Genomic DNA, 16,295 nt, shown 5'->3' with positions numbered 1-16,295 from the left:
GCAACCGTGAAGACCTGGAGGACAGCCCTGGTGGCGTTCGCGATCGACATCGTGCTCGTCCTCGTTTTCGTCCTCGTCGGGCGCCGCAGCCATGGGGAGGCGGCGAACGCCGTCGGCGTCTTCGACACGCTCTGGCCGTTCCTGGTCGGGCTGATCTTCGGGTGGCTGGTCACGTTCGCCTGGCGTCGCCCGCTCGCGATCCTGTGGCCGGGCATCCCCGTGTGGCTGATGACCGTCGCGGCGGGGATGCTGTTGCGCGTGTCCGCCGGTCAGGGTGTCGAGCCGAGCTTCATCGTGGTGGCCACCATCGTGCTCGGCGTCTTCCTGATCGGCTGGCGTCTGATCGCCATGCCGATCACGCGCCGCCGCGCTGTGCGCCGCGCCTGAGGACCGCGCCCGAAAGAAATTGTTGAACCAATCGGTTCAGTGTTATATAGTGAACCGCATGGTTCAGCAAGAAGAGCTCGACCGCGCCTTCGCGGCACTGTCCGACTCGACCAGGCGCAGCATCCTGCAACGCCTCGGAGACGGCCCCGCGACGATCGGCGAGCTGGCCGAGCCGTTCGGGATGACGCTGACGGGACTCAAGAAGCACGTCCAGGTACTCGAGACGGCCGGCCTCGTCGTCACCGAGAAGGTCGGGCGGTCGCGCACCTGCCGCCTCGGCGACGGCACGCTCGACGACGCGCTCGGGTGGATCACCTTCTACCAGCGCCTCTGGGAGCGCCGCCTGGACGGCCTCGACGCGTACTTCACCCTCGAGCGGGGAGCGGACACGCTCCACCGTGAAGCAGGGAACGGGAAACAAGCAACCGAACGATGAGCGAGAGGAACGAAACGATGAGCGAGACGACGGAGACGGGCATCCCGATCGAATTGCGGATGTCGCGCGTGCTCCCCGCGTCGCCGGACGAGGTGTTCGACGCATACACCGACGCCGAGAAGCAGAAGATCTGGTTCAGCATCCTCGACGAGGAGCCCGGCATCGTCGAGATCGAGGTGGACCTGCGGGTCGGCGGCCGTCAGACCGCGACCTGGGGCCCGAGTCGCGACCAGCTCTTCGTCGAGACGCAGACCTTCCTCGTGATCGACCGGCCGCGCCGGCTGGTCACGACGTCGACCGGCCACGGCCCCGACGGCGATTCGATGACCACCGACATCGAGGTGACGTTCGAACCGCACGCCGACGGCACGCTCATGACCGTCGTGCAGTCCGGCTTCCCGACCCCGGGAATCCGCGACTTCTTCGAGCAGACGGCGTGGAACGGCGCATTCGACCGCATCGCCGCCTACCTCCGGAGCGTCGCGTCCTGATCCCTCCGCACGCGCCCGCCTGCGGGGGCTCTCAGGCGGGGAAGAGCGCGGTCGCGACGGTGAAGATCGCGAGTCCGGCCAGAGCGCCGACCACGGTTCCGTTGATCCGGATGAACTGCAGGTCTTTGCCCACCTGGAGCTCGATCTTCTCGGTGGTCTCGCGCGCATCCCAGGAAGTGACGGTGTCCGAGATGACAGCCGCGATGTCGTGGCGGTACGTGGTGACCAGGTGGGCCGCCGCATCCGTGACCCAGCCGTTCACCTTGGCGCCGAGCGCCGGGTCGGACGCGAGCCGGCGGCCGACGTCGACCAGCGCGGCCTCCGCGCGGCGGCGCAGCTCGCTGTCCGGGTCGGCGAGCGCGTTCAGCGCGGCGGCCCGCGCGGCCTGCCAGATGGAGCCCGCCAGCTCCCGCACCCGCGGGTCGTCGAACGCGCGCCCCTTCGCCGCCTCCAGTTTCGCGATGGTCACCGGATCGTTCTGCAGCCGGTCGGCCAGCTCGGCCAGGTAGTCGTCGAGCGCGCGGCGGAGCTTGTGCGTCGGGTCGGCGCGCACGTCGGCGAGGAATCGTCGCACCTCCGTGTACGCGCGGTCGTCGACGGCACGATTCACGAACGACGGCACCCACGAGGGGAGTCGTCCGGAGACCAACGCTCCCAGTGCATCCGGGTTCGCGGCGAACCACTCCTCGAGCCGGTCGAGGAGGAGGTCGACAGCTTCGTGGTGACCGCCCGAGCTCAGGATGCGCGTTCCGAGCCTCCCGAGCGGCGGACCCCATTCCGGCTCGATCAGATGCCGGCGTGCAATCGCCTCGATCGCGTCGCGCATGTCGTCGTCGTCGAGCAGCGAGGCCATACCGCGCAGCGCGGTCGACGCCTCGGCCACCACCCGGCGGGCGTTCTCCGGCCGGGTGACCCAGGCGCCTGCACCGGCGGCGATGTCGATCGAGCGCAACTTGCCGATGACCACCTCGTCGGACAGGAAGTTGGTCTCGACGAACTCGCCGAGGCTCGCGCCGATCTCGTCTTTGCGGTTCGGGATGATCGCGGTGTGCGGGATGCGCAGGCCGAGCGGATACCGGAACAGGGCCGTCACCGCGAACCAGTCCGCAAGCGCACCGACCATCCCGCCCTCGCTCGCCGCTCGCACGTAGCCGAGCCACGGGTACCGGCCCTGGAGTGCGAACGACACGACGAAGATCACGGCCATCAGTGCCAGCAGGCCCACGGCGAGCAGCTTCATGCGGCGCAGGCCGCGGAGGCGCTGCGCGTCGGCGGGCGACAGCGCCATGAGCGTGGCCGTCATCGGAGGGCCGTCATCGCAGGTGAGCCGTCATCAGTGCACGATGTGCAGTTCGCGGCTGGTGTTGTTGAGCCGGTGCGCCCCGTCGTCCGCGGCGACGACGATGTCCTCGATCCGCACCCCGAAGCGGCCGGGCAGGTAGATTCCGGGCTCGATCGAGAAGCACATCCCCGCTTCGATCGGCCGCTCCTCGCCTTCCACCATGTAGGGCGGCTCGTGGGTGGTCATCCCGATGCCGTGGCCGACCCGGTGGATGAAGAACTCGCCGTAGCCGGCCTCGGCGATCACGGCGCGTGCAGCGCGGTCGATCTCCTGGCACGCGACGCCGACGGCGACCGCCTCGAACGCGGCCTGCTGCGCGCGCTTGACGATCTCGAACGCCTCGTGCTCCTCATCGGTGGGCTCGCCGACGTGCACCGTGCGCGTGGTGTCCGAACCGTAGCCGTCCATGAGGCCGCCGAAGTCGAGCACGACCATGTCGCCCTCCTCGATCGTCCGGTCGCCGGCCTCGTGGTGCGGGTTCGCGCCGTTCGGGCCGCTCCCGACCACGGTGAAGTCGACCTGCGAGTGCCCGTGCTCGCGGAGCAGCCGCGCCAGGTCGGCGGCCACCTCGTTCTCGGTGCGGCCGGCGAAGCGCACGCCGAGGATGTCCTCGAAGGTGGCGTCGGCGGCGGCTCCGGCGGCGGCGAGCCGGTCGATCTCGTCGTCGGACTTGACCGCGCGGAGCAGCGGGAGCGCCTGGGAGATCGACTCGAAGCGGGCATCCGGGAGTTTCTGCTGCAGGCCGAGCAGGTGCATCGCCCAGGTGGCGTCGGAGATCGCGTACCGGCCGTCCGGTGCGAGCAGCGCCGCCGTCGGCAGGTACTCGTCGGTGCCGTCGGACCAGTCGACGAACCGGATGGCGCCCGCGGCCCGCGTGGTGACGGCACTGTCGTGCTCCAGCACCGGCACGATCATCGTGGGGTCGCCGTCGGACGGGATCACGAGCAGGGTGATCCGCTCGGTGGTCGCGATCGGGAGGTAGTCGGCGAAATACGCGAGGTCGGCGCCCGGAGCGATCAGCAGACCGTCGAAGCCGGCCGCCTTCGCGTTCGCCGCGCCGCGTCTCAGCCGTTCGGCGAAGTGGTCCGGGGTGATCTGCTTCATGCGGTGCTCCTCCTGGTCGGGGTGGGCGGTCTCGGGCACGCTCTACTCCTCGACCGGGCCCAGCCAGGCGTTGGCGACGGTCGAGTGCGCCGACTCGGCGTCGGACGGATGGAAGATCCCGGCGAGGACATCGCGGTAGAGCCGCCCGAGCTCGCTGCCGGCGAAGTACGTCGAGCCGCCCGACACCCGGATGGCCTGGTCGACAACCTGACGCGCCGTCTCGGTGGCCCGCACCTTCAGCCCGACCAGCCGGGGGAACCACTGGGCGCCGTGGTCGGCGAGAGTGTCGACGTCGTGGGCGAGCGTGTCGAGCTGGGGGAGCAGCGCGTCCTGCGCGATCGCCGCATCCGCCACGCGCCACCGGATGTCCGGGTCGTTCGCATAGCTGCGACCCTCGTTCTTGAGGCTCTTCCGTCGGTGCGCCGAGGCGACCGCGAGTTCGAGTGCGCGCGCGCCGATCCCGGTGTAGACGGCGGCCAGGAGGATCTCGAAGGCCGCGAAGATCGCGAAGACCAGGGAGTCGGGGTTCGGCCCGGGGTCGAGGCGTCGCACGATGCGGTCGGCCGGGGACTGCGCGCCGTCGAGCACGGTCGTGTTGCTCTGACTGGCACGCATCCCGATCGTGTCCCAGTCCTCTGTGATCTCGTACCCGCCGCCGTCGCGGTCGACGAATCCGTAGACGATCTTGGGGGCGTCCGCACTGGTGGTATCCAGCCCCATCGTGCCGAGGCGGGTCCAGCCGGGGGAGAGCGACGTGAAGATCTTGGTGCCGTAGAAGCGATAGGAGCCGTCGGGCTCGGGACGGGCATCCGTCGTCGACCCGAACAGCACGAGATCGTTGCCGGCCTCGCTCAGACCGAAGCCGAAGACCTCGCCCGCACCGGCCTCGCGCAGCAGGAAGTCGAGCGAGTCGTCGCCGCGGTCGCGCAGCACCTTGGCCACGGCCGTCCACACGAGGTGCATGTTGATCGCCAGCGCCGTGGCCGGGGCGGCACCCGCCAGCCGGACCTGCTCGCGCGCCACCTGCCGGAGGCTGAGCCCGAGACCGCCGTACTCCTCCGGGACGAGGGCCTTGAGGTAGCCCCGCTGCGTGAGCTCCTCGAAGTCGTCGAGGAAGAAGGCGTTCTCGGCGTCGTAGCCTGCCGCCCGCGAACGGATGCGCTCCAGCAGCTCGTCGGTCAGGAGCGGGGTGTGCTCAGTCACGTCGCCAGCCTAGGGCAGGGCGGCCGCGGGCGGCAGGGTCCGGCGCGTCACTGAGCGGTGTAGCCGCCGTCGACCAGGTGGTAGCTGCCGGTGATGAAGCTGGCGGCGTCCGAGGCGAGGAAGGCGATGAGGGCGGCGACCTCCTGCGGCTCGCCGAGGCGGCCGAGGGCGTGCTTGCCTTCGAGGAACGTGAGCGCTTGGGCATCCAGGCTCTGCTCGACGAGCGGGGTGCGGATGAAGCCGGGCCCGACGGCCGTGACGCGGACGTTCCGGCCCGCGTATTCGAGGGCGGCGTTCTGGGTGAGGCCGAGCAGGCCGTGCTTGGCGGTGACGTACGCCGAGGAGTTGGCGAAGCCGACGCTGCCGAGGATCGACGCCATATTGACGATGGCGCCTCCTCCGTTGGCCCCGATCACGTCGAGTTGCGCCCTCATCGAATAGAACACCGAGTTGAGGTTGACCTCGATCACCTTGCGCCAGCCGTCGAGGGAGTAGTCGCCGACCGCGGCCGCCTCCCCGCCGATGCCGGCGTTGTTCACGGCGATCCGGAGCGGGGCGAGCTCGCCGGCCCGTTCCACGCTCGCCACGGCGAACCCGGGGTCGGTCACGTCGCCGACGAGGGTCGCCGCGATTCCGCCGGCCGCTTCGATCTCGGCGGCGACGGCCTGGGCGTTCTCGGCGTTGAGATCGGTCACGAGCACGGATGCTCCGCTGGCCGCGAGCGTCAGCGCGACCGCGCGTCCGATCCCCGAGCCGCCTCCGGTCACGATCGCTGAGCGGTCTGCGACGTCGTACTGGGCCATCTTCTTCTCCTTCATTCGAGTTATCCGACAGGTGTCGGATAACTCCGATTGTACGATCGCTTCATGGATGCACGCCAGCAGAGGACCCTCGCCCGTTTGAGCGAGGTGATCCTCGACCTGGCCACCGAGTCACCCGTGACCGAGGTGACCGTCTCCCGGTTGGCCTCGACAGCCGGTGTGCACCGCTCGACCGTGTACACCTACGCATCTTCGCCCGTCGAGTTGCTGCACCGCGTGCTGCGGGGCGAACTCGACGCCCTGCGCGACCAGTACCTCGTCGACATCGCCCCCGCGGACGCCGTGGCCGCGATCCGCGGGGTGACGAGGGCGGTGCTGCACCACGTCGACCAGCACGACGAGGTCTACCGCCGGGGGCTGGGGGAGGACAGCGGATCGGCGAGCCTGCACGCGCTGCTCAGTGAGCACTTCCAAGGATCGATCGCCCTCCTGCTCGAACAGCACAGCGTGGAGGTCCCTGCGGCCGACACGGCCGAGCGGCGGATGATCGGACGGTACATGGCCGACGGGATCATCGGCGCCATCGCCGTGTGGCTCGACGGCGAGCCGCCGCGGGACGTCGACGCGCTCCTCGATCTCCTCACGAGAGTCGCTCCGGCGTGGTGGCCGGCGGGCGGGGCGTGACCGTGCGCTGGTGGTTCGGGCGCCGGGTGCCCCGGCTGCACATCGCCGGAGACGAAGGGCAGGGGCCCGTCGTCGTACTCGTGCACGGGATCGCGTCGTCGTCCGTCACATTCAAGAACCTCGTGCCGTTGCTCGAGCCGACGCACCGGGTCATCTCGATCGACATCCTCGGGTTCGGCCGCTCACCGACGCCGCCGGACGCCGAGTACACCATGGAGGAGCACGTCGACGCCCTGCACGCGACCATCCGGACCCTCCGGCTGCGCGAGCCGTTCGTGCTCGTCGGCCACTCGCTCGGGAGCCTGATCGTGGCAGGATACGCGGCCGAGCATCCGGGCGGCCTGTCACGGCTGGTGCTCGTCGGACCGCCGATCTACGGCACGCCGGCCGCGATCGGCGACCGCCGGGTGCGCAGCCGGGTGAGCGCGTACCTGCGCGCCTACGAATACGTGCGCAGCAACAAGGAGTTCACGATCTTCAACGCCCGGATGCTCGCGCGGATGCTCCCGATCAAGGGCGTGTTCGAGATCACCGAGAAGAACTGGGAGCCGTTCGTCAAGTCGCTCGAGAACTGCGTCGAGTCGCAGACGGTGGTGAGCGACCTGGCGCGGGTGCGCGTGCAGGTGGAAGTGGTCTACGGCGCGCTGGACGCGTTCATCGCACCGGGCAGCCTCGCGGTGGTCGAGTCGATGCGGCACGTGACGATGCACCGGGTGGAGGCGAACGACCACATCATCCGCAAGCGGCTCGCGCGGGTGGTCGCGGCGGCGATCGGGTGAGCCGGCGTGGGTGCGGGTGTCAGGCGGGCCGGATGCTCGACGCGGCGGCCAGGTACGCCTCGGCGTCGAAGTCGCTGAAGAGCGTCGATTGGGTGACGTAGCCCTGGACGATCCCGACGTAGAGCCCCGCGAACCTCTCGGCGAGCCGCACCGCCTCGTCGCGCGGTTCTCCGAGGGAGGACTCGTACCAGTCGGCGAGGTACTCGACGAAGACGGCGCGCACCCGGGTGCCGATGCCGTCGGTGATCGAGCGCAGGTCGGGGTTGAGCGCCACCTGGCCCCACACCTGGACCAGGAGCTGCAGGTCGCCGATCTGGCTCCGGAGCCCGGTCACCAGCTGGCCGATCACGTCGCCGGGCGCGGGCATCGGTGAGCGTCGCCGGGCTTCGGCGACCTCGAGGAAGCGCGGGTCCAGCACTTCGGTGATCGCGAGGCCGACCAGCTCCTCCTTGTTCTTGTAGTGGCCGTAGATCGCGCCGGCCGACAGACCCGACTCGGCGATGATGTCGGCCATCGAGGTGGCCTGGAAGCCTGTTCGGGCGAAGCACCGGATGGCCGCGGCCGCGATCTGGTTCCGCCGCGCCTGCCGGTGGGATTCGGTGACCTTGGGCATGACCCTCCGCTCAAAAAGAATGTTCGTTCTTGACAATACGGTATCCCGGGTCGAACATAAAGAACGAACATTCTTTTTCTTTGGTTCGGTTCCAGGAGGTCATCGTGTCCGCTCCTCAGCTTGCTCCGCACAGCACGCACACTCCGTGGCGGCGTGCCGTCGCCCTCGCGATCGGCGCCGCGGCCGCCGTCGCGCTGGTGCTCATCGCGTTCGTCTGGCCGACGATCACCTCGTCGGTGAAAGACGTGCCCATCGCCGTCGCCGGCACCAGCGCCCAGGTCGCGACGGTCGAGAAGGCCCTCGACCAGGCGGCGAGCGGGGCGTTCGACGTGACCGCCGTGAGCTCGCGCTCGCAAGCGGTCGACCGCATCCGGACCCGTGACGTCTACGGGGCGATCGTCCTCGGCGACAAGCCTGAGGTGCTCACCGCCTCGGCCAATGGGCTCGCCGTCAGCCAGATCCTCAATCAGATCGCCGGGCAGCTGCAGACGCAGGCGAACGCCCAGGCCGCCGCCGCGACCCAGCAGGCGATCGCCGCCGGCCAGGCGCCGGCCGGGACCGTGCCGCCCACGATCACGGTGGGCGTCACGGACGTCGTGCCGCTCGCATCCACGGATGCACGTGGCCTCGGTCTCACCGCGGCCTCCTTCCCGCTGGTGCTCGGCGGACTCCTCGGCGGCATCCTGATCTCGCTGCTCGTCGCCGGCGTCTGGCGTCGCCTCGCCGCCGTCACGACCTATGCCGTGGTCGGCGGACTCGGCATCGTCGCCATCATGCAGGGCTGGTTCGGGGTGCTGCAGGGGAGCTACTGGGTCAACGCGCTCGCCGTCGGACTCGCGATGTTCGCCACCGCATCGTTCATCGTCGGCATGAACGCCCTCATCGGCCGTGCCGGCATCGCCGTCGGCAGCGTGGTCACGATGCTCGTCGGAAATCCGCTGTCGTCCGCCGCGCAGCCGCTGCAGTTCACCGTGGCGCCGTGGGGTGCGGTCGGGCAGTGGTTCGTTCCGGGCGCGTCGTCCACCCTGGTGCGCGACCTCTCGTACTTCCCGCAGGCGGACACGACGTTCCCGTGGCTGGTGCTCGCCGGCTGGAGCCTGTTCGGGGTCCTGGCGATGCTGCTCGGGCACTTCCGCAACCAGGTCGTGGTCGAGGCCGCCGTGGAGGAGGACGAGGAGCCGCTCGCCGAGGCCGAGTCGGCGCGGGTCGCTCAGCCGGTGTGAGGGCGGCGTGCTCGGCGCCGCACTACTCTGAGAGCATGCAGCAACGCACACTCGGCAGGACGGGCCGCGAGGTGTCCGTCATCGGTCTCGGAACCTGGCAGCTCGGCGCCGACTGGGGCGAGGTGAGCGAAGCGGACGCACTCAGCGTGCTCGACGCTGCTGCCGCATCCGGTGTCACCTTCTTCGACACCGCCGACGTCTACGGCGACGGGCGGAGCGAACAGCTCATCGGGGCGTTCCTCGCAGCGCGACCGGATGCGGGCATCACGGTCGCGACCAAGATGGGCCGGCGCGAAGCGCAGGACCCCGCGAACTTCACGCTCGCGAAGTTCCGCGAGTGGACGGACCGGTCGCGCCGCAACCTCGGTGTCGAAACTCTCGATCTGGTGCAGCTGCACTGCCCGCCGACGCGCGTGTTCTCGATGGATGCCGTGTACGACGCCCTCGACACGCTGGTCGCCGACGGTGCCGTGGCCGCCTACGGGTTCAGCGTCGAGACCACCGACGAGGCCCTCGCGGCGATCGCGCATCCCGGGACGGCGACCGTGCAGATCATCCTGAACGCCTTCCGGCTGAAGCCGCTCGACCGGGTGCTGCCCGCGGCGCGCGAGGCCGGCGTGGGGATCATCGCGCGCGTTCCGCTCGCCTCCGGGCTGCTCAGCGGGAAGTACACGGCCGAGACGACCTTCTCGCCCGACGATCACCGCAGCTACAACCGGCACGGCGAGGCCTTCGACGTCGGCGAGACGTTCTCGGGCGTCGACTTCGAGACCGGCGTCGCCGCGGCACGCGAGTTCGCGGCTCTCGTGCCGGCCGGGCTCACCCCGGCTCAGGCCGCGATCGCCTGGGTGGCGCAGCAGGACGGCGTGAGCAGCGTCATCCCGGGCGCGCGCTCGGTCGAGCAGGCGCGCTCCAATGCGGCCGCCGGCTCCGCCGCCCCGCTCGGCGAGGCGTTCGACGAGGCCGTCCGCGGTATCTACGATCGCCGCTTCCGCGCCGCGGTCCACCCCCGCTGGTAGCGCGCCCGCCCGCGCCCCCGCTCCCACGCGCCCACGCTCCCACGCGCCCCCGCTCCCACGCACGCGCCTGAACTCGAGTCCGGAGTTGCTGGGTCGAAATCGCTCGGTTCGACCCATCAAGTCCGGACTCGATTGCGGATGCGTTACGCACCCCTCGACGCAGGGCGGGTCAGGAGGGCTGGACCGGGACGGGCTCGGTGTCGGGGATCGGGCTGGCGTCGCGGCCGCGGAGGTCGGGGTGGATGCGCCAGGCGAGGGCGGGCACGATGAAGCCGATCAGGGCGAAGACGCTGGCCGCCCAGAACGCGCCGACCGGACCGTTGCCGTCGATGAGGAACCCGGCGAGGGCGGAGCCGAGGGCGGCGCCGATGAGCTGGCCGGTTCCGACCCAGCCGTAGGCCTCGGCCGTGTCGCTGAATTTGACGCTCGCCGAGACGATCGCGAACAGGACCGCGAGGGCCGGCGCGATGCCGAGACCCGCGACGATGAGCGTGAGCGAGAGGCCCCACCACGACCCCAGCATGAAGGTCGAGATCGTGACCCCGACGAACACGATGAACATGCGCCGGGCCGTGGCCCACGGACCGATCGGCACATGGCCGAACGCGAGACCGCCGACGAGCGAGCCGAGCGACCAGATCGCGAGCACGATTCCCGCGAAGGGCGACCCTTCGCCGAAGTTGGCGACGACGCCCGCCTCGATCGCCGCGCAGGAGCCGATCAGGAGGAAGCCGACCACCGTGGCGAGGAGCACCGGCGGACGCGCGAGCACGGCGCCCAGACGGCGCCTGCTGCGCGGGATGCGCACCCGGCCCACCTCCGGCGAGGCGATGAACCAGAAGCCGCCGAGCGCCATGATGGCCACCGACATCAGGATGCCCTGGACGGTGCCGATCTGGGTGGAGACGAACGTGATCGCCACAGGACCTGCGATCCAGATGATCTCCTGCGCCGACGCGTCGAGCGCGAACAGCGGCGTGAGCTGCCGCGAGTTGACCATCTTGGGGTAGATGGTGCGTACCGCGGGCTGGATGGGCGGCATGCTGAGCCCGGCGAAGAACGCGATGGCCATGGTCCAGGGGATGGGCAGCACGAAGACGCCGATCGCGGTGACCGCGAGCGCGCACATCACGAGCGTCGTCCAGAGGACCGTGCGCATCCCGAGCACGCCCATGAGGCGGCTCGTCATCGGGCCGGCGATCGCCTGGCCGATGCTCATGGCGCCCAGGACCAGGCCGGCGGCACCGTAGGAGTGGTGCACGTGCTCGATGTGGAGGAGGAACGCCAGCGAGAGCATCCCGAACGGGAAGCGGGCCGTGAGCTGGGCAGCGATGATCCGCGCGACGCCCGGCGTCTTCAGAAGGCTGGAGTAGGTGCTCACGGGACGCTCAGTCTATCGGGTGGCGGTGGCCCGGGAAGGGGTCGGATGCCCTGTGGATAAGTGCATAACTTATGCACATCTGTGGATGACACGCCCACTAGATGTGGGGTTCGGAAAATGTCGGACCCCCGCTATATAGTGGTCACACGCCGAAAGCAGCGGGGGCCTCAGAGGTCGTTCCATCGCTCGATTTTCGGTGCCGACTAGGGGTTTTCCGCGGCGTTGTCCGCGGTCCGGGCGCCGGACGACAGAGGCATCGCCGTTCAGGAGAACGGCACGTTGAGAAGGAGAGAAAGTGGCAATCACCGTTGTGAAGCGGAACGGCGAGCGGGAGCCGTACGACGCGAACAAGATCAACTTGGCGATCGAGCACGCCGCCGAGGGTCTCGACGACAACATCACCTGGGTCACCCAGATCGCGAGCGAGCTCGAGCTCACGCTGTTCGACGGCATCACCACCCAGCAGCTCGACGAGGCGGTCATCCAGGTCGCCCTGCAGAACGTCAAGGACGACCCTGCTTTCGACACCGTCGCCGCGCGCCTCCTCCTCAAGACGATCTACAAGCGCGTCCTCGGCGACTACGCCGACAACGACGAGCTCCTCACGCTGCACGCCGTCCACTTCCGCGCCTACATCGAGCGCGGCGTCTCCGAGCAGCTGCTCGACCCCCGCTTCACCCAGCTCTTCGACCTCGACCGCCTCGCCGGCCACCTCGACCCGTCGCGGGATGAGCTGCTCAAGTACATCGGCGTCGTCACCCTCAACAACCGCTACGGCATCAAGGCCCGCAACGGCGAGACCCTCGAGGTTCCGCAGTACTTCTGGATGCGCATCGGAATGGGCCTCTCGCTCAACGAGGCCGACCCCACCAGCCACGCCCTCGAGTTCTACGACAAGATGTCGAAGCTCGAATACCTGGCCGCCGGATCCACCCTCGTGAACGCCGGAACCGCCTACCCGCAGCTCTCCAACTGCTTCGTCATGGAGATGCAGGACGACATCGAGCACATCGCGAAGAGCGTCCGCGACGTCATGTGGCTCACCAAGGGCACCGGCGGCATCGGCCTGTCGGTCACCAAGCTGCGTGCGCAGGGCTCGCCCATCCGCTCCAACAACACCACCTCCACCGGTCCGATCCCGTTCATGCACACGATCGACTCGGTGCTGCGGGCGGTCAGCCGCGGCGGCAAGAAGTTCGGCGCCCTCTGCTTCTACATGGAGAACTGGCACCTGGACTTCCCGGAGTTCCTCGACCTGCGTCAGAACTCCGGCGACCCCTACCGCCGCACCCGCACCGCCAACACCGCGGTGTGGATCAGCGACGAGTTCATGAAGCGCGTGCAGAACGACCAGGACTGGTACCTGTTCGACCCGCTCGAGGTCGCCGACCTCAACGAGCTCTACGGCCAGGCCTTCTCCGAGCGCTACGCCTTCTACGTTGCGGAGGCCGAGGCCGGCCGTCTGCACATGTTCAAGAAGATCAGCGCCCGTTCGCAGTTCAAGGACATCCTGATGAGCCTCCAGACCACCAGCCACCCGTGGCTGACCTGGAAGGACACCATCAACAACCGTGCCCTCAACAACAACACGGGCACCATCCACCTCTCCAACCTGTGCACCGAGATCACGCTGCCGCAGGACCGCGACAACGTGTCGGTCTGCAACCTGGCGTCGATCAACCTGTCGCGTCACCTGGTCGACGGCAAGATGGACTGGGCTCGCATCGAGGAGAGCGCCCGCAGCGCCGTTCGCCAGCTCGACAACCTGATCGATATCACGATCTCGAGCGTCGATGAGGCCGACTTCTCCAACCAGCAGAACCGCGCGATCGGTCTCGGCGTGATGGGCTTCACCGACATCGTCGAGAAGCTCGGCTTCAGCTACGAGAGCGAAGAGGCCTACGACCTGATCGACGAGATCATGGAGCACGTCTCCTACGCGGCCATCGACGAGAGCGCCGATCTCGCCCAGGAGCGCGGCGCCTACAAGAACTTCGAGGGCTCGCGCTGGTCGCAGGGTCTCGTCCCGTTCGACTCGATCGCCCTCACCGAGAAGGACCGCGGAGTGCCGGTCAAGGTCAACCGCACCACCCGTCTCGACTGGGACGCCCTGCGCGCGAAGGTCAAGGGCGGCATGCGCAACGCGACCCTCATGGCCATCGCGCCGACCGCATCCATCGGCCTCGTCGCCGGCACCACGCCGGGCTTCGACCCGCAGTTCTCGCAGATCTTCAGCCGGTCGACCTCGTCGGGCAAGTTCCTCGAGGTCAACCGCAACCTGGTCGCCGCTCTGCAGGCGGAAGGCCTGTGGGAGAGCACCCGCGAGTCGATCCTGCGCTCGCAGGGCGACATCCAGGGGATCGCCGCGATCCCCGACGCGATCAAGGCCACCTACAAGACGAGCTTCCAGCTCTCGCCCTACGCCTTCCTCGAGGTCGCCGCCCGCGCCCAGAAGTGGATCGACCAGGCGATCAGCCGCAACATGTACCTCGAGACGCGCGACATCGGCGACATGATGGACATCTACTTCGCAGCGTGGGAGCGTGGCGTCAAGACCACGTACTACCTGCACATGAAGCCCCGTCACCAGGCCGAGCAGTCGACCGTCAAGGTCAACAAGGCCGAAGAGATCTCGGGAGCCCGCAAGGGCTTCGCCTCGGTCGGCGCCGCACCGGCCGCCCCCGCGGCCGAGAAGACGGATGCCCCCGCCCCCGCCCCCGCTCGCCGCGGCTTCGGCTTCGGAGGACTCTCGACAGGTGGTGAGAAGTAATGAACACCAAGATCGAGGAGTACTACGTGCCCGTGGACCCGATGGACGACCTGCAGTGCGAGTCCTGCCAGTAGGCAGCCGGCACCGCGCAGACCGGGTTTGAGCGCGACGATTCAGAGGAGAGAAGACACACGATGGGCATCCTGGGGACGGGAATCGAAGAAGGCCTGCTGCTGAAGCCGGTCAAATACAAGTGGGCGATGGACCTGTACGACCAGGCCGTCGCGAACACGTGGTTCCCCAACGAGATCCAGCTCGGCGAGGACATCGCCGACTTCAAGAAGATGACGGACGAGGAACGCCACGCCATCACCTTCCTGATGAGCTACTTCAACCCGAACGAGCTGCTGGTGAACAAGGCTCTCGCGTTCGGCGTCTACCCCTACCTGCAGGCGGCAGAGGCTCACCTCTACCTCGCCAAGCAGATGTGGGAAGAGGCGAACCACTGCATGTCGTTCGAGTACGTCCTCGAGACGTTCCCGATCGACCGCGAGCAGGCGTACGCCTCCCACGTGGATGTGCCGTCGATGGCGCGCAAGGAGGAGTTCGAGGTCACGTTCATCAAGCGCATGACCGAGCAGACCCTCGACATCACCACCACGGAGGGCAAGCAGGACTTCATCCGCAACCTCGTGGCCTACAACGTGATCCTCGAAGGCATCTGGTTCTACTCGGGCTTCATGGTTGCGCTGTCGTTCCGTCAGCGCAACCTGCTGCGCAACTTCGGCTCGCTGATCGACTGGGTGGTGCGCGACGAGTCGCTGCACCTCAAGTTCGGAATCAACCTCATCCTCACGGTGCTCGAAGAGAACCCCGAGCTGCAGACGCCGGAGTTCGCCGACGAGATCCGCCAGATGATCCTGGACGCGGTCGAGATGGAGGAGCAGTACAACCGGGACCTGCTGCCCGGCGGCATCCTCGGCCTCAATGCCAACTACATCAACCAGTACGTGAAGTACCTGGCCGACCGCCGGCTCGAGGAGCTCGGCTTCGAGCCCGAGTACAAGGTCGCGAACCCGGCCAAGTGGATGGCGACCGCGAACGACACGCTCGAGCTCGTGAACTTCTTCGAGTCCACGAACACCTCGTACGAGTCGAACGCCAAGGCCTCGACCGGTCACTGATCGCAACGAACACGAGTGAGGATGGTGTGGTGACACCGCTCGTCGACGCCCGCGACCTTGCAGAGGCGCTCCGCTCATCCACCCCGCCCCGCGTGCTCGACGTCCGCTGGAAGCTGGGCGGCCCGCCGGGTCGGGGCGAGTACGAGACCGGCCACATTCCCGGAGCGGTATACGTCGACCTCGACACCGAGCTGGCCGGCCACGGTGAACCGGTCGACGGGCGGCATCCGCTGCCCGCCGCCATCGAGCTGCAGGCCGCCGCGCGTGGCTGGGGACTCGACGACGGCGATTCCGTGGTCGTCTACGACGACGTCGCGGGCCTGTCGGCCGCGCGGGCCTGGTGGTTGCTGCGGCATGCCGGATTCCCGGACGTGCGGGTGCTCGACGGCGGGCTGGCGGCGTGGCGCGAGGCCGGTGGCTACCTCGAGACCGGCTCGGTCGTCCCGGAGCCGGGAACGGTGACACTCGCCTACGGCACCCTGCCGACCCTCGACGCCGACGCGGCCGCCCTCGTCGCTGCGACGGGCGTGCTGCTGGATGCTCGCGCGGCCGAACGCTTCCGCGGCGACGTCGAGCCCGTCGACCCGCGCGCCGGGCACATCCCTGGTGCCGTGAGCGCGCCCGCCGCCGACAACCTCGGCGCCGACGGCCGGATGCTGCCCCCTGCGGAGCTCCGAGTGCGCTTCGCCGCGTTGGGCGTGCATCCGGATGCCCCTCTCGGCGTCTACTGCGGCTCCGGTGTCACGGCCGCCCACGAGGCCCTCGCGCTGGAGGTCGCCGGCCTGAGCGCGTCGCTCTACCCCGGGTCGTGGTCCGCGTGGTCGAACGACCCCGCGCGTCCTGTCGCCACCGGCGCCTAGCGCGCCTCGCCCGCGCCGACGCCCCCGCAATCGGGTCCTGAGTTGCTGGGTCGAAACCGCGCGTTTCGACCCCACCACAAAACACAAGAACGCCAGGGGGGCAAAACCGAAAATAAGG

Annotated in this window: 16 protein-coding genes; 10 read left to right on the top strand and 6 right to left on the bottom strand. The window is 68.8% G+C overall.

Features of this window, described 5'->3' with window-relative positions; translation table 11 throughout:
• Positions 1 to 6 precede the first annotated feature (6 nt).
• The 3 genes from ACFVV5_RS14650 to ACFVV5_RS14640 are packed head-to-tail and all read left to right on the top strand — an operon-like array spanning position 7 to position 1,314.
• Positions 7 to 387 (top strand): DUF3054 domain-containing protein, encoded by a 381-nt coding sequence (locus tag ACFVV5_RS14650; protein ID WP_387245449.1) that lies wholly within the window; start codon positions 7 to 9, stop codon positions 385 to 387.
• Positions 388 to 445: 58 nt separating this feature from the next.
• Positions 446 to 823, top strand: coding sequence for an ArsR/SmtB family transcription factor (locus tag ACFVV5_RS14645; RefSeq protein ID WP_387245447.1), 378 nt, complete (start codon positions 446 to 448; stop codon positions 821 to 823).
• A gap of 17 nt (positions 824 to 840) precedes the next feature.
• On the top strand, positions 841 to 1,314 hold the full coding sequence (locus ACFVV5_RS14640; protein WP_387245444.1) for an SRPBCC domain-containing protein: 474 nt from the start codon (positions 841 to 843) through the stop codon (positions 1,312 to 1,314).
• Positions 1,315 to 1,345: 31 nt separating this feature from the next.
• On the opposite strand, the gene ACFVV5_RS14635 is transcribed toward ACFVV5_RS14640, so the two are convergent.
• The 4 genes from ACFVV5_RS14635 to ACFVV5_RS14620 are packed head-to-tail and all read right to left on the bottom strand — an operon-like array spanning position 1,346 to position 5,766.
• Entirely contained in the window at positions 1,346 to 2,617 is a 1,272-nt protein-coding gene (locus ACFVV5_RS14635) for a DUF445 domain-containing protein (RefSeq protein WP_387245441.1), read from the bottom strand.
• Positions 2,618 to 2,647: 30 nt separating this feature from the next.
• Entirely contained in the window at positions 2,648 to 3,760 is a 1,113-nt protein-coding gene (locus ACFVV5_RS14630; protein ID WP_387245524.1) for an aminopeptidase P family protein, read from the bottom strand.
• A gap of 42 nt (positions 3,761 to 3,802) precedes the next feature.
• On the bottom strand, positions 3,803 to 4,963 hold the full coding sequence (locus tag ACFVV5_RS14625) for an acyl-CoA dehydrogenase family protein (RefSeq protein WP_387245438.1): 1,161 nt from the start codon (positions 4,961 to 4,963) through the stop codon (positions 3,803 to 3,805).
• A 47-nt stretch (positions 4,964 to 5,010) separates the two neighbouring features.
• Positions 5,011 to 5,766 carry an SDR family NAD(P)-dependent oxidoreductase gene (locus ACFVV5_RS14620; protein ID WP_387245521.1) on the bottom strand — a complete coding sequence of 252 codons (756 nt, stop codon included), beginning with the start codon at positions 5,764 to 5,766 and terminating at the stop codon, positions 5,011 to 5,013.
• Between the two features lie 63 nt (positions 5,767 to 5,829).
• Here ACFVV5_RS14620 and ACFVV5_RS14615 point away from each other — a divergent pair, with 63 nt between their 5' ends.
• Both ACFVV5_RS14615 and ACFVV5_RS14610 read left to right on the top strand, forming a co-directional pair.
• A complete protein-coding gene (locus ACFVV5_RS14615; RefSeq protein ID WP_387245435.1) occupies positions 5,830 to 6,408 on the top strand; it encodes a TetR/AcrR family transcriptional regulator in 579 nt (192 codons plus the stop codon).
• Positions 6,384 to 7,187 (top strand): alpha/beta fold hydrolase, encoded by an 804-nt coding sequence (locus ACFVV5_RS14610; protein WP_387245432.1) that lies wholly within the window; start codon positions 6,384 to 6,386, stop codon positions 7,185 to 7,187. Before ACFVV5_RS14615 ends, ACFVV5_RS14610 begins: the two co-directional genes overlap by 25 nt.
• Before the next feature lie 19 nt (positions 7,188 to 7,206).
• Here ACFVV5_RS14610 and ACFVV5_RS14605 read toward each other — a convergent pair whose 3' ends face one another.
• Positions 7,207 to 7,800: a TetR/AcrR family transcriptional regulator gene (locus ACFVV5_RS14605; protein WP_387245429.1), complete on the bottom strand. Its 594-nt coding sequence runs from the start codon at positions 7,798 to 7,800 to the stop codon at positions 7,207 to 7,209.
• 104 nt (positions 7,801 to 7,904) lie between these two features.
• Here ACFVV5_RS14605 and ACFVV5_RS14600 point away from each other — a divergent pair, with 104 nt between their 5' ends.
• Both ACFVV5_RS14600 and ACFVV5_RS14595 read left to right on the top strand, forming a co-directional pair.
• Positions 7,905 to 9,023, top strand: coding sequence for an ABC transporter permease (locus ACFVV5_RS14600; protein WP_387245426.1), 1,119 nt, complete (start codon positions 7,905 to 7,907; stop codon positions 9,021 to 9,023).
• Positions 9,024 to 9,058: 35 nt separating this feature from the next.
• Positions 9,059 to 10,042 (top strand): aldo/keto reductase, encoded by a 984-nt coding sequence (locus ACFVV5_RS14595; RefSeq protein WP_387245423.1) that lies wholly within the window; start codon positions 9,059 to 9,061, stop codon positions 10,040 to 10,042.
• 169 nt (positions 10,043 to 10,211) lie between these two features.
• Here ACFVV5_RS14595 and ACFVV5_RS14590 read toward each other — a convergent pair whose 3' ends face one another.
• On the bottom strand, positions 10,212 to 11,423 hold the full coding sequence (locus tag ACFVV5_RS14590; protein WP_387245420.1) for an MFS transporter: 1,212 nt from the start codon (positions 11,421 to 11,423) through the stop codon (positions 10,212 to 10,214).
• Between the two features lie 295 nt (positions 11,424 to 11,718).
• Between ACFVV5_RS14590 and ACFVV5_RS14585 the strand changes: the two genes are divergently transcribed.
• From ACFVV5_RS14585 to ACFVV5_RS14575, 3 genes are all read left to right on the top strand, one after another.
• Complete coding sequence (locus ACFVV5_RS14585; protein WP_387245417.1) at positions 11,719 to 14,193, top strand: ribonucleoside-diphosphate reductase subunit alpha; 2,475 nt, start codon at positions 11,719 to 11,721, stop codon at positions 14,191 to 14,193.
• Between the two features lie 134 nt (positions 14,194 to 14,327).
• Positions 14,328 to 15,317: a ribonucleotide-diphosphate reductase subunit beta gene (locus ACFVV5_RS14580; RefSeq protein WP_387245414.1), complete on the top strand. Its 990-nt coding sequence runs from the start codon at positions 14,328 to 14,330 to the stop codon at positions 15,315 to 15,317.
• Between the two features lie 29 nt (positions 15,318 to 15,346).
• Complete coding sequence (locus tag ACFVV5_RS14575) at positions 15,347 to 16,177, top strand: sulfurtransferase (RefSeq protein WP_387245411.1); 831 nt, start codon at positions 15,347 to 15,349, stop codon at positions 16,175 to 16,177.
• Positions 16,178 to 16,295: the final 118 nt, after the last annotated feature.

Source organism: Leifsonia sp. NPDC058248 (genome assembly GCF_042881905.1).
In the GTDB taxonomy this organism is placed as follows: domain Bacteria; phylum Actinomycetota; class Actinomycetes; order Actinomycetales; family Microbacteriaceae; genus Leifsonia.
This window is presented reverse-complemented; position numbering and strand designations above follow the sequence as displayed.

Coding starts and splice junctions, on each gene's coding strand:
- ACFVV5_RS14620 (WP_387245521.1), bottom strand. CDS start 5,766: ATGGCCCAGTACGACGTCGCAGACCGCTCAGCGATCGTGACCGGAGGC.
- ACFVV5_RS14580 (WP_387245414.1), top strand. CDS start 14,328: ATGGGCATCCTGGGGACGGGAATCGAAGAAGGCCTGCTGCTGAAGCCG.
- ACFVV5_RS14605 (WP_387245429.1), bottom strand. CDS start 7,800: ATGCCCAAGGTCACCGAATCCCACCGGCAGGCGCGGCGGAACCAGATC.
- ACFVV5_RS14645 (WP_387245447.1), top strand. CDS start 446: ATGGTTCAGCAAGAAGAGCTCGACCGCGCCTTCGCGGCACTGTCCGAC.
- ACFVV5_RS14615 (WP_387245435.1), top strand. CDS start 5,830: ATGGATGCACGCCAGCAGAGGACCCTCGCCCGTTTGAGCGAGGTGATC.
- ACFVV5_RS14635 (WP_387245441.1), bottom strand. CDS start 2,617: ATGACGGCCACGCTCATGGCGCTGTCGCCCGCCGACGCGCAGCGCCTC.
- ACFVV5_RS14595 (WP_387245423.1), top strand. CDS start 9,059: ATGCAGCAACGCACACTCGGCAGGACGGGCCGCGAGGTGTCCGTCATC.
- ACFVV5_RS14640 (WP_387245444.1), top strand. CDS start 841: ATGAGCGAGACGACGGAGACGGGCATCCCGATCGAATTGCGGATGTCG.
- ACFVV5_RS14630 (WP_387245524.1), bottom strand. CDS start 3,760: ATGAAGCAGATCACCCCGGACCACTTCGCCGAACGGCTGAGACGCGGC.